The organism is Halpernia sp. GG3, assembly GCF_052976925.2.
Genome location: NZ_JBRIIR020000010.1, coordinates 137784 through 150201, shown reverse-complemented (window position 1 = coordinate 150201; position 12418 = coordinate 137784). Strand labels below are relative to the sequence as shown.

Sequence of the window (12418 nt, the reverse complement as noted above, 5' to 3'; positions counted from 1 at the left end):
CTTATATTTGTGCTCCTCAGATAAAAATTATGGCAAAAACTAGCACTGAAAAAAAATCCACCTGTAAAATATATTCAGAAGGTTTACCTCGGGTTGGTGTGGTTGGAAGTGGCAGTTTCGCGACCGCAATTGTGAAAATGCTGGTTGAGAATAGTGAAAAAGTGCATTGGTGTGTACGAAATGAATTTGTTAAAGGCGCTATCGAACTTCGCGGTCATAATCCGGTTTATCTGACTTCTGTTAGTTTTAAAAAAGAAAATTTAGCCATCACAACAGATATTAATGAGTTAGTTTCAAATTCTGACGTAATTGTCCTGGCAACGCCGTCCATTTACCTTTCGGATGCTTTAGAAAAAATGACTTGCGATTATTCCTGTAAAGTTTTTGTTTCTGCCATCAAAGGAATCGTGCCGAAGCATAATGATGTGGTTGCACATTATTTGCGGGATGTTTTTAACATTGGTTTTAAGTGTCAAGCTGTGATCGCAGGACCTTGTCATGCGGAAGAAGTCGCGATGGAACGTTTGTCTTATCTCACCATCGCAACTGCAGAAGATCAGGTTGGTGAAGTTTTGAAGAAATTATTTGCTTCAGATTTTATCAATGTTCATACAAGCAAAGATATTTTAGGCAATGAATACAGCGCTATTTTAAAAAATATTTACGCCATCGGTGCGGGAATGGCGAGTGGATTGGGTTATGGTGATAACTTTGCAGCTGTTTTTGTGTCAAACGCAATTCGTGAAATGGAAAAATTTTTGGAAGCGATCTATGAAGAACCGCGTGATGTTAATGAAAGCGCTTATCTCGGCGATTTATTGGTGACTGCTTATTCTTTATTTTCAAGAAACCGAAGTTTGGGTAATTTAATTGGTAAAGGTTACACCGTAAAATCTGCCATACAATCTATGAATATGATCGCCGAAGGATATTACGCTGCCGATTCTGTCTACAAAACAGGCAAAGAAAAAGGTTTGGATTTACCGATCATCAATATGATCTATGAAGTTCTTTATCAGGAAAAAAGCGCTGAGAAATTGTTTAAAAAATTGACGCTGAAGTTGAATTAAAATATTAAATAACCTCTAAATTTTCTTTATTCGAAGATAATTTCCAACTTAAATAAAAAATTAAAGTTGAAATTATAAAAAAGAATAATCCAGTTGTTAAAATATTAGACTTCATATCTACATTCAGAAAATTCAGACCTAGATAATATCCGGGTTTATTAAAATCTTTATGGTAATACAAAAGTGATAAGTTTATAATTGCTATTAAAAACAAGTTTAATCTTGTGAGTTTTTGAAGGTAATTAATTATTAGAGAAATTAAAATTCCAAATAAAACGGCCAAATAACCACTGAATAATCCCGTTAATAAAAAAGAAGAGATGTCATTTCCATTAAGATTTGCACTTCTAACACTATTCATTATTTCATCTACATTATTGCTACCAACAATGATTTCTGTCATTTTTATATTTTGGAAACATGCAAAAGTTCTAAAGGAGAGCGCCAAAAAATAAACAGCAAAAAACTGAAGAAATAAATTTCTTAGATTTATTTTATTAAAAAGATTTATTTTCATTTAATTTCAAATATAAGCAACAAATTTTCCCACAGCAAATAAATTTAATTCCTAATTAATTCCCTAAAACAAAACTTTTTCCGAAATTCGTGGCATAATTTATTTAATGAACGAATTGACCAATAGAATTCCTGAAAGCCATTACGATGTTATTTTAATCGGTGGCGGAATTATGAGTGTAACTTTGGGAACCTTGTTGCATGAGTTTGAACCCACTTTAAAAATTGCGATTTTTGAACGTTTAGGAAGATTTGCAAAAGAAAGTTCTGCTGCGTGGAATAACGCCGGAACGGGTCATTCTGCGTTTTGTGAACTCAATTATACACCCGAAAATGTAGACGGAACAATCGATATTTCTAAAGCAGAAAGTATTGCAGAACAGTTTGAAGTGTCGAAACAGTTTTGGTCTTATTTAATTTCTAAAGGACATATTGATAAACCCAAAGATTTCATTAATTCCTGTGCGCACATGAGTTTAGTTTTTGGACAAAAAGATGCGGGATATTTAAAGAAACGCCATGATAAAATGGTTACTTCCAATTTATTTAAAGGCATGAAATTTTCCATGGAACATCAGCAATTAAAAGAATGGATTCCTTTAATTATGTCTAAAAGAAAAGAAAATGAAGTTTTAGCAGCTACAAAAATGGACTTGGGAACCGATGTTAATTTTGGAAGTTTAACAAGAAAAATGGGCCGTTTTTTAGCCGAAGATTCGTTGGTAGATGTTTTTCTTTATCATGAAGTAAAAGATTTAAATTTAGAAAAAGAGGGCACTTGGCAAATGAAAGTCAAAAACCGAATGACCAGTAAAAGCACAAAAGTGTTTTCAAAATTTGTGTTTGTCGGCGCCGGCGGTTATGCATTACCACTTTTAGAGAGTTCAGATATTAAAGAAAGTTCTGGTTATGGTGGTTTTCCAGTTTCCGGACAATGGCTCGTGACTCACAATGAAGAATTAATAGCGCAACATCAAACGAAAGTTTACACACAGGCGGGTTTAGATGCTCCGCCAATGAGTGTTCCGCATTTAGATTTACGAATTATCGACGGCAAAAAATCTTTACTTTTTGGGCCATTTGCAGGTTTTTCAACCAAATTTTTAAAAGAAGGTAGTTACTTAGATTTGCCGGAAAGTATTAATTTCTCTAATATTCGCTCACTTTTTGGCGCATGGTGGCATAATTTACCTTTAACTAAATATCTAATTCAGCAAGTTGCGATGACAAAATCTCAACGGATTGCTGCTTTAAGACAGTTCGTAAAAAATGCAAATGAAAAAGACTGGGAATTGATATTAGCCGGACAACGCGTACAGGTTATTAAAAAAGATGAAAAAACGGGTGGGAAGTTAGAATTCGGAACTGAAGTGGTGATTAATGAAAATAAGACAATTGCCACCATTTTAGGTGCTTCACCGGGCGCTTCGACGGCTGCTCATGCGATGATTCATATTTTAGAAGAATGTTTCCCCGAGAAACTTCAAAATGAATGGAAAGAAAAATTATTAGAAATTATTCCAAGTTATGGTCAGAAATTATCTGAAAACGCAGAATTAACTGAGAAAATCAGAAATTATTCCAAAGAGGTTTTAGAATTAGATTATGATTGAAAAAATTACTCTCGCAAATTTTGCTGATTTAGCAGATTTTAATTGTAAGTGTAAATCTGCGCTATTTGCTAAATCTGCGCTAAATTATTTCAAAATTAGTTTTTGTAATCCTAAGATTTTTATATTCAATTTAAAGAATTAAAAAAAAAGAATTTGTCTACTATTGTAAAACCTTTTATCGAGCCAGAATTATTAAAAAATCTACAAACTGAAATTGCCGTAGAGCAGCAGGTTATTGTGCATTGTTGTTTTACAAATAATTTTGCTTTCGGCATGCTGATTAGAATTTGGCAGACTACTTATCTCTTAGATACACAATCTTCACATAGAAGTAAGTTACTTTTCGCAGATAATATTTGTTTTAATCCTGATTGGGTTGAAGTTCCTTTGGTAGAAAATTATTATTTTACTTTAATTTTTAGCGGTCTACCAAAGGACTGTACTTTTTTTGATTTTGCAGAAATTATTCCCGAAAGTGGTGGTTTTTATGTCCCAAAAATTGAAAGAAACAAAACTGATGTTTATAATATCAACATATAAATTTTATAAAAATCTCATGAAAAATTTTCTCTATTCTTTCATTTTATTACTAATAATTACTTGCGCCGCACCAACTAAAAAATCTAAAATTGCTAATATTCAGAAGTTTCAAAAAGATTTAAATATAGAATATCAAAATCCGAAAGAAACACCTTTGCGTGGCGACAATTTTAAAAAATTTACTGTTCATCCATTTTTTCCCATTAATTTAAAATACAGAATAAAAGCAGATTTTACAAAATTAACAAATAGTCCAAGTTTTGAATTTCCAACCAGTTCTGGCAAAACAAAAACCTACAAAGCCTACGGAAAAGCGATTTTTAAATTAGAAGAAAAAAATTATACTTTAATAATTTATCAAAGCCAGGATTTAATGAAAAAAGCAGGTTTAGAAGATTATCTTTTTATGCCTTTTCATGATTTAACCAACAGCCACGAAACTTATGGTGGCGGTAAATATTTAGATTTAAGAATTCCAAAAAGCGGTAAAATCATTTTAGATTTTAACCAGTCATATCAACCTTTTTGCGCGTATAATCCGTACGATTACAACTGTCCAATTGTACCAAAAGAAAATTCTTTGCCAGTAAGAATTGAAGCGGGTGTGAAATATTTGAATACTTACTTTGAACATTAATTTTTAAGAAAATTTTAAGTTTAATAATTTTTCAATATTGGTTCACTTTGCTACATTTGAGTAAAATATTATAAAAATGGAAATATCTCTCGCCAATCAAGTGGCGCTTATAACGGGTTCATCAAGTGGCATCGGCGCAGGAATTGCGAAGTCTATGGCAGAATCAGGCGCCACCGTAATCATTAATTATCCCTTTGAAGGCGCACTTTCACAAGCCCAAGATGTTTTAAAAGAAATTACGGACGCCGGCGGAAAAGGAATGCTTTGTATGTGTGATGTTTCCAAAGAAGAGCAAGTTGTAAAAATGTTTGATGATATTGTTAACGCATATGGAACGGTTGATATTTTAGTTAATAATGCAGGCGTTCAGAAAGATGCAAAATTCGAGGAAATGACTTTAGACCAGTGGAATATGGTGATCGGGATTAATTTGACAGGTCAATTTCTTTGCGCGCGTGAAGCCATAAAAGTTTTTAAAAAACGCGGTATTGATACCTCACGTTCAGTAGCTTGCGGGAAAATTATCCACATCAGTTCTGTTCACGAAATTATTCCATGGTCAGGGCACGCCAATTATGCGAGTAGCAAGGGGGCAATCAGAATGTTGATGCAGACTTTGGCGCAGGAATTTGGCTCAGATAAAATCCGTGTCAATTCAATTTGTCCGGGCGCCATTCAAACAAATATTAATAAAGATGCATGGAGTACGCCGCAAGCCTTAAATTCATTGATATCGCTTATTCCTTACAACAGAATCGGTCAGCCGCAGGATATTGGCAATTTAGCGGTATTTTTAGCGAGTGATAATTCGGATTATATTACGGGTGCAAGTATTTTCATTGACGGTGGAATGACGACTTTCGAGAGTTTTTCTGAAAATGGTTAGAATTTTCCGGGCGCCTTTTTGACTTTGTCGAATATGTATTATTTAATTTTGGCGCACATTTCCGTCTTCCGTTCCCAATCTTTTTGTTCCGCTTTGCTACACAAAAAGGATTTCCACTCAAGCCGGGGCGCAATGTCAGATAATTTTCAAGACGCTCTTTTCAAAATTAAATAGGATGTCTTTTCACCAAATCTACAATTGAACTGCAACCTAAAATCAATAATCCATAACCTTTAAACCTATGACAGAAGAACAAAAACGACTTCCCGATATTACCTGGAAAAAATACGGTCCTTATGTAAGCAACAGAGAATGGGGTTTGGTACGTGAAGATTACAGCGCAAGTGGCGATGCATGGGAATACACAAATTATTTTTCTGCGGAATCGACCACTTACAGATGGGCAGAAGAAGGTATTTGTGGTATTTGTGACGACTTCCAGTTTCTTGTTTTTTCAGTTGGTTTCTGGAATAAAAAAGACCAAATCATTAAAGAACGATTGTTTGGACTTTCTAATTCTCAGGGAAATCACGGTGAGGATGTAAAGGAATATTACTATTATTTAGATAGTACACCGACCCATTCTTACATGAAAATGCTGTACAAATATCCCCAAAATGCATTTCCATACGAAGATTTAATAAATAAAAATGCGTCCGCAGGAAAAGAAAATCCAGAATATGAATTAATTGATACCGGCATTTTTGACCAAAATGAATATTTCGATATTTTTATTGAATATGCGAAAAATTCACCAGATGATATTTTAATAAAATTAACGGTAACCAATAAAGCCAATATTGAATCGCCTTTAATTTTACTTCCAACACTTTGGTTTAGAAATACTTGGAATTGGGGCTACGATGATTACAAACCGCAATTGTCTTCTTCAAGAGAAAATCAAATAAAAATTGATCATAGAGAATTAACTTTAAAAAACCTTTATTCTAATTCGTCTGCAAAAGCGCTTTTTTGCGAGAATGAAACAAACCAGAAAAAAATATACCATCAGCCAAATACTTCACAATATTGTAAAGACGGTATCAATGATTTTATTTTAAAACAAGATGAAACCGTTATAAATCCTAATAATACGGGAACAAAAGTGGCTTTCTTAATTGATGAAACTTTTGCGGCTTTAGAAACAAAAATTTTTGAATTCAGATTATGTAAAGAAGATCTGGAAAAACCATTTGAAGATTTTGATCAATTGTTTTCTACAAGGCAAGATGAAGCGGATAAATACTATGAAGTTATCCAAAAAGGTATAGAAAGTGAAGACGAAAAACTAGTTCAGAGACAGGCTTTTGCCGGACTTTTATGGAGCAAACAATTTTACCATTATAATGTCGATAAATGGTTAAAAGGCGATCCTGCTGAAGTGAAACCACCAGAAAGTAGGAAAAAAATCAGGAATTACGAATGGCAAAATTTTAATAGTTTTGATATTATTTCAATGCCCGATAAATGGGAATATCCTTGGTTTGCAACTTGGGACCTAGCCTTTCATACGATCAGTTTCGCTTTAATTGATCCTGATTTCGCCAAACAGCAATTAAAATTATTGACGCTTGAATGGTTTATGCATCCGAACGGACAATTGCCCGCGTATGAATGGAATTTTAGTGATGTGAACCCTCCTGTTCACGCTTGGGCGGCTTTTCGGGTTTTTAAAATAGATGAAGTTTTAAATAATAAACCGGATATCGAATTTTTGGAAGGAATATTCCAAAAATTATTAATGAATTTTACCTGGTGGGTAAATAAAAAAGATAGTAATGGCAATAATATTTTTGAAGGTGGTTTCTTAGGATTAGATAATATTGGCATTTTTGACAGAAGTCAAAAATTGCCGGATGGTGAAACTTTGGAGCAGGCAGATGGAACAAGTTGGATGGCGATGTTTTCATTAAATATGATGAGAATAGCAATGGAATTGGCGCTTTACAATAAAGTTTATGAAGATATGGCGACCCGTTTTTTTGAGCATTTTTTAAGTATTGCAAACGCGCTCGACAATATGGGAGATGATAGTTTTGGCCTTTGGGACGAGCAGGATCAGTTCTTTTATGACGCTTTGCAACAAAATGGTAGCTGTTCATTTTTGCGTCTGAGAACTATTGTTGGACTAATTCCAATGTTTGCAGTGGAAGTCATTGATGATGAAATGCTACAAAAACTTCCGAAATTTAAAGCAAGAATGCAGTGGATTTTAGATAATAAACCAGAGTTGGCGGCTTTGGTTTCTCATTGGGAAATAAAAGGAGAAGATTCTAAACATTTACTCAGTTTGTTGCGGGGCCATCGCCTTAAAAAATTATTAGCCAGAATGTTGGATGAAAATGAATTTTTAAGTGAATTTGGAGTCCGCGCTTTATCTAAAGAATATGAAAAAAATCCATTTACTTTAAATTTAGATGGCACCGATTTTTCTGTAAAATATTTGCCCGCGGAAAGTGATAGTTTTATGTTCGGCGGTAACAGCAATTGGCGTGGTCCGATTTGGTTTCCTGTCAATTTTTTAATTATTGAAAGTTTGCAACGTTTTTTCTTTTATTACAGTCCAGATTTTAAAGTAGAATATCCTACAGGAAGCGCTCAGTTTTTTGATCTAGATGAGATTGCAACTTCGTTAGGAAACCGTTTAAAAAATATATTCTTAAAAGGGGAAGATGGTAAAAGAGTTTTTAATCGTCAATATCCGAGATTTCAGGAAGACCCAGATTTCCGAGATTATATTTTATTCTACGAATATTTCCATGGAGATACGGGTCGTGGAGTAGGTGCGTCTCACCAAACGGGTTGGACGGCGGTTGTTGCAAAACTTTTACAGCCTCGATTGTCAAAAGCTAAAATGGACATCGCCGAAACGGAATCTCCGAAAACATAATTTTTCTGAAATATCGATTTAAAATAATTCGTTCTGTTTATTTGGGACGGATTTTTAATATTTAATATTTCCCTTCTTTAAGATAAAACTTAAAAGCCAGATGGGTCCAATGAAGAGGAATTGTAAATCTTTTAAAAAACTTGGTTTTTTGCCTTCTATTTTATGACCATAGAACTGACCAAACCAGGAAATAACGAATATTATCAAGAAAACTATCCAAGAATCTGATCTGAAAGAAGTATTGATATGGAAAATTATATACTCTAAAATAAACATCACAAAAATCATAATTACTGCGATTTTCCAAGATAATCTGAAATAAAAAATACTCACCAAAGTCATTGCAAATAAAGTAAGTATACTTATAAATCCGTAATATTCTATTAAAATGTGAGGTGAAGGAATTATAGAAATAAAACCTAAAATACTGAAGAAAATAAGAGGCACACAAATCCAGTGGATAATTTTATTTTTTGGATTTTGATGACTTTCTGCGTACTCTGCGAAAAGAGATTCTATTTTTTTCATGTTTGTTTGAACTTTAAGAAATAATGAAGGAAATTTTTATGGATGTAGAAAACAGTGAATTAGGCTTTAAAATACGTAGCCTAAACTCAATGATAGTGGAATCTTAACTGCTTCATTATCTGTAAAAATATTTCCGTTAGAATAATGTCCAATTTTTAATTCAGCATTTAAATTTTTGTTTTCTCCAAAAAATACGCCGGTCCCCATATTATCCATAAATGTAAAGTTACCGCCCATTTTGTGATCGTCTAAAACTGTTTTAGAAATGTAAGTTGGTGCAATTACCGAGTAATAAAAATAAGCATCCACCTTCTTAGTTTGTAAAAAATTCAACCTAAATGCCGGAAAAATGGAAAGTGTAAAAAATTTATCATGATTGATATTTGTTTCCCAGACAGAAGCATTAATTCCCCAATCTAAAGCAAATACTTTAGGACTATGAAATATATTTCGCTGATAGATTATCGATAAACCATTTTTTATTTCCGCATGACCACCCCAAAAAATTGGCAGATATTTGCTAGAGACTGCATTATTGATCCCATAACCCAAAAAATTATTAGTAATCCCAATTTGTATCCATTGTTTGGGATAAATATATCCAGTGTTTTTTGCTTTTTGCAGTTTTTCTTCTGTAAAAGGTCTAAAATTGTAAGAAAACCCAGTCCCTATAAAACTTGTTGCAGGTTGTTTAACCTTACTGTTTTTAGGAGTGTAGTTAGAGGAAAATTGTAATGCCCATTTGTCATTTAAATGGTACTTTAATCCGAAACCAAATAAAATAGTTGCAAAGTTTGCATCAGCTACTACAGGATTACCAAACGTATCGTTAAATCCTTGTCGTGTAATTATCCCTAATCCTGCTTCGCCATATATCGAAAATTTGTCATTAATAGGTAATTTAGGTTTTAAAGTTAATCCACCAATATTCATTCTTACGCTCCCAAATCGACTCATCTGCTGAGGAGAATTTATAGGGGAATTGCTAAAGTTATAATTATATTTCACCCAAGAAACGGGGCGCATATAAGTTATTTGTGCTGATAAATAAGGACTAAAATCATAGCCGAATAATACTAAACGAGCTGCCCAGTGAGGTATGGATACCGAATTTGCTGTATATCCAGATTCTAACTGTTCATGTGAAAATGAGTAATTTATTGAACCGAAATTGACTTCGAAATACGATTTTTGGAATATATCGGGAATTTGGGAACGATTATCTTGAGCGTTTAAAAACACACCGGAAAGAAATAAAATAAATACAAGAAATTTAATTTTCATACGGAGACTATTCATTTTTTGAATTGGTAAATACAAAAATATTTGTTTACGAATTATTAATTTAGAAGCATTTTAAAAATATCACCATTTTGGTGTGACACCTTGTATATTTTTGCAATTAAATAAAAATTATCAATAATTATTAAAATTATATTAAATTAATGTCTCAGATATTTTTGATTTGGTAAAATTAATAAAAAAATAAAAAAGACCTTTGTTTATTATAGATTTTTTCCTTCTATTATGAAACGTTGATTAACTAATTTCAATTCCGTTTTCAACTTTTACTTCTGGAGTAACAAAAGCCAGTTTTCCGTCTTCTTTCGTGGTCAATAATAGCATTCCCTGAGATTCGATTCCACGGATTTTTCTTGGTGCTAAATTGAGTAAGATCATTACTTGTTTTCCTACGCATTCTTCAGGTGTAAAACTTTCTGCAACGCCAGAAACTACAGTTCTAACATCAACGCCCGTATCGACAGAAAATTTTAGTAATTTGTCAGCCTTTTCTACTTTTTCTGCCGTTAAAATTGTAGCCGTTCTCAAGTCTATTTTTGTAAAATCATCAAATTGAATTTCATCTTTCATCGGGTTCGCTTTTAAATTGGTTTTCTTATTACTTTGTTTGGTCGCTTCTAATTTCTGGATTTGAAATTCAATGGCTTCATCTTCAATTTTAGAAAATAAAAGTGATGCTTCATTTATTTTATGTCCCGTTTTTAAAAGTACTTTTTGACTTTCCACTTCTTGCCAAGTCAGTTTTTCAGAATTAAACATTTTTAATAATTTCTCTGAACTGAAAGGCAAAAATGGTTCACAAATTTGGGCTAAACCTGCTGCAACTTGCGCTGCAACGAATAACGAATTTGCGGCTTTTTCAGGATCGTTTTTTATGGTTTTCCAAGGTTCTTCAATCTGTAAATATTGATTTCCAAAACGTGCTAAATTCATCATCGCAGATAAAGCATTTCTAAATTCAAATTTGGTCAAAAATTGATCGACTTCATTTGCGGCTTTAGAAATTTCATTTAATTCGATTGCATTTTCATTTCCCGCAGGAATTACACCTTCGTAATATTTATTGATTAAAACCGCGACACGGTTAATAAAATTACCAAAAATCCCAACCAATTCAGAATTGTTTTTGGTCTGAAAATCTTTCCAGGTAAAATTATTATCCTTTGTTTCTGGTGCAGAAGAAAGTAAAGCGTAACGCAAAACATCTTGTTGACCCGGAAATTCTTCCACATATTCGTGCGCCCAAACTGCCCAGTTTCTTGAAGTGGAAATTTTATCATTTTCCAGATTTAAAAACTCAAAAGCGGGAACGTTTGTTGGCATTTTATAATCGCCATGCGCTTTCATCATTGCTGGGAAAATAATACAGTGAAAAACAATATTGTCTTTCCCGATGAAATGAACCAATTCAGAATCATCACTTTGCCAATAATCTTTCCAGTTTTTACCAGTTTTCTCAGCCCATTCCTGCGTGAAAGATATGTAACCAATTGGTGCATCAAACCAAACGTAAAGGACTTTCCCCTCGGCATTCGGCAAGGGAACAGGAACGCCCCAATTTAAATCACGGGTCATTGCTCGAGGTTTTAGACCGTCATTTAGCCAAGATTTCACCTGTCCGTAAACATTAGTTTTCCAATCGTTTTTATGACCTTCGATTATCCATTTATTCAGAAAATCTTCATAATCATTTAAAGGTAAATACCAGTTTTTGGTTTCTTTTAAAATTGGATTATTTCCACTCAACATTGAGCGTGGATTAATTAATTCTGAGGGTGAAAGGGTGGTGCCGCATTTCTCGCATTGATCGCCGTATGCATTTTCATTACCACAATTGGGACAAGTGCCAACGATATAACGGTCTGCTAAAAATTCCTCGGCTTCTTCATCAAAATATTGCTCGGCAATTTCTTCGCTGAATTTTCCCTTATTATATAACGTGGTAAAAAAGTCCTGAGAAACTTGTTTGTGTTTTTCAGAAGTTGTTCTAGAATATTCATCAAAAGAAATTCCCAAGTCTGAAAATGATTTTTTTATAATTGTATGAAACTGATCTACAATATCTTGTGGAGTCACTCCTTCCTTTTTCGCACGAATAGTTATTGGGATTCCGTGTTCATCAGATCCACAGATAAAAGCGACATCTCTTCCCATTCTGCGTTCAAATCTTGCATAAACATCTGCGGGAATATAGACGCCTGCGAGATGACCTATATGAACTGGTCCATTTGCGTAAGGAAGTGCTGCTGTAATTAATCTTTTTTGAGACATTATTTTGAAGTAAAATTATCTGCAAATATAGTGATAATGCGAAAAATTACGGTTATTTTTTTGATTGCCCGTCTTAATGTGAGACAATAATCTTTTTATGTTAAACAATCGTTTAATTTTTTGTTAATTTAGACTAAATATCTTAATTTCTAAAAATTTAATATA

The 12418-nt window shown here is 33.3% G+C and carries 10 protein-coding genes; 6 read left to right on the top strand and 4 right to left on the bottom strand.

The window, feature by feature from the left end; translation table 11 throughout:
- The first annotated feature begins 29 nt into the window (after positions 1 to 29).
- Positions 30 to 1070 (top strand): NAD(P)H-dependent glycerol-3-phosphate dehydrogenase, encoded by a 1041-nt coding sequence (locus ACVBED_RS05100; RefSeq protein ID WP_447119066.1) that lies wholly within the window; start codon positions 30 to 32, stop codon positions 1068 to 1070.
- Between the two features lie 4 nt (positions 1071 to 1074).
- Here ACVBED_RS05100 and ACVBED_RS05095 read toward each other — a convergent pair whose 3' ends face one another.
- Positions 1075 to 1473: a hypothetical protein gene (locus ACVBED_RS05095; protein ID WP_447119064.1), complete on the bottom strand. Its 399-nt coding sequence runs from the start codon at positions 1471 to 1473 to the stop codon at positions 1075 to 1077.
- A 220-nt stretch (positions 1474 to 1693) separates the two neighbouring features.
- Between ACVBED_RS05095 and mqo the strand changes: the two genes are divergently transcribed.
- The 5 genes from mqo to ACVBED_RS05070 all read left to right on the top strand — a co-directional run bounded on the left by mqo (position 1694) and on the right by ACVBED_RS05070 (position 8152).
- On the top strand, positions 1694 to 3199 hold the full coding sequence (gene mqo, locus ACVBED_RS05090) for a malate dehydrogenase (quinone) (RefSeq protein WP_447119062.1): 1506 nt from the start codon (positions 1694 to 1696) through the stop codon (positions 3197 to 3199).
- A 153-nt stretch (positions 3200 to 3352) separates the two neighbouring features.
- A complete protein-coding gene (locus ACVBED_RS05085) occupies positions 3353 to 3739 on the top strand; it encodes a hypothetical protein (RefSeq protein ID WP_447119060.1) in 387 nt (128 codons plus the stop codon).
- 16 nt (positions 3740 to 3755) lie between these two features.
- Positions 3756 to 4376: a DUF1684 domain-containing protein gene (locus ACVBED_RS05080; protein ID WP_447119058.1), complete on the top strand. Its 621-nt coding sequence runs from the start codon at positions 3756 to 3758 to the stop codon at positions 4374 to 4376.
- Between the two features lie 76 nt (positions 4377 to 4452).
- Positions 4453 to 5262, top strand: coding sequence for a glucose 1-dehydrogenase (locus tag ACVBED_RS05075; RefSeq protein ID WP_447119056.1), 810 nt, complete (start codon positions 4453 to 4455; stop codon positions 5260 to 5262).
- Between the two features lie 241 nt (positions 5263 to 5503).
- Positions 5504 to 8152 (top strand): MGH1-like glycoside hydrolase domain-containing protein, encoded by a 2649-nt coding sequence (locus tag ACVBED_RS05070; protein ID WP_473094608.1) that lies wholly within the window; start codon positions 5504 to 5506, stop codon positions 8150 to 8152.
- 54 nt (positions 8153 to 8206) lie between these two features.
- Here the strand turns inward: ACVBED_RS05070 and ACVBED_RS05065 are convergent, their stop codons facing one another.
- The 3 genes from ACVBED_RS05065 to metG form a co-directional block, all read right to left on the bottom strand.
- Positions 8207 to 8680: an Mpo1 family 2-hydroxy fatty acid dioxygenase gene (locus tag ACVBED_RS05065; RefSeq protein WP_447119053.1), complete on the bottom strand. Its 474-nt coding sequence runs from the start codon at positions 8678 to 8680 to the stop codon at positions 8207 to 8209.
- Between the two features lie 66 nt (positions 8681 to 8746).
- Positions 8747 to 9964 carry an acyloxyacyl hydrolase gene (locus tag ACVBED_RS05060; RefSeq protein WP_473094607.1) on the bottom strand — a complete coding sequence of 406 codons (1218 nt, stop codon included), beginning with the start codon at positions 9962 to 9964 and terminating at the stop codon, positions 8747 to 8749.
- A gap of 255 nt (positions 9965 to 10219) precedes the next feature.
- Complete coding sequence (metG, locus tag ACVBED_RS05055) at positions 10220 to 12253, bottom strand: methionine--tRNA ligase (protein ID WP_447119049.1); 2034 nt, start codon at positions 12251 to 12253, stop codon at positions 10220 to 10222.
- Positions 12254 to 12418: the final 165 nt, after the last annotated feature.

Bases quoted from the DNA above. Each gene is read 5' to 3' on its own strand.
- mqo (WP_447119062.1), top strand. From the start codon at position 1,694: ATGAACGAATTGACCAATAGAATTCCTGAAAGCCATTACGATGTTATT.
- ACVBED_RS05070 (WP_473094608.1), top strand. From the start codon at position 5,504: ATGACAGAAGAACAAAAACGACTTCCCGATATTACCTGGAAAAAATAC.
- ACVBED_RS05095 (WP_447119064.1), bottom strand. From the start codon at position 1,473: ATGACAGAAATCATTGTTGGTAGCAATAATGTAGATGAAATAATGAAT.
- ACVBED_RS05100 (WP_447119066.1), top strand. From the start codon at position 30: ATGGCAAAAACTAGCACTGAAAAAAAATCCACCTGTAAAATATATTCA.
- metG (WP_447119049.1), bottom strand. From the start codon at position 12,253: ATGTCTCAAAAAAGATTAATTACAGCAGCACTTCCTTACGCAAATGGA.
- ACVBED_RS05080 (WP_447119058.1), top strand. From the start codon at position 3,756: ATGAAAAATTTTCTCTATTCTTTCATTTTATTACTAATAATTACTTGC.
- ACVBED_RS05075 (WP_447119056.1), top strand. From the start codon at position 4,453: ATGGAAATATCTCTCGCCAATCAAGTGGCGCTTATAACGGGTTCATCA.
- ACVBED_RS05065 (WP_447119053.1), bottom strand. From the start codon at position 8,680: ATGAAAAAAATAGAATCTCTTTTCGCAGAGTACGCAGAAAGTCATCAA.
- ACVBED_RS05060 (WP_473094607.1), bottom strand. From the start codon at position 9,964: ATGAAAATTAAATTTCTTGTATTTATTTTATTTCTTTCCGGTGTGTTT.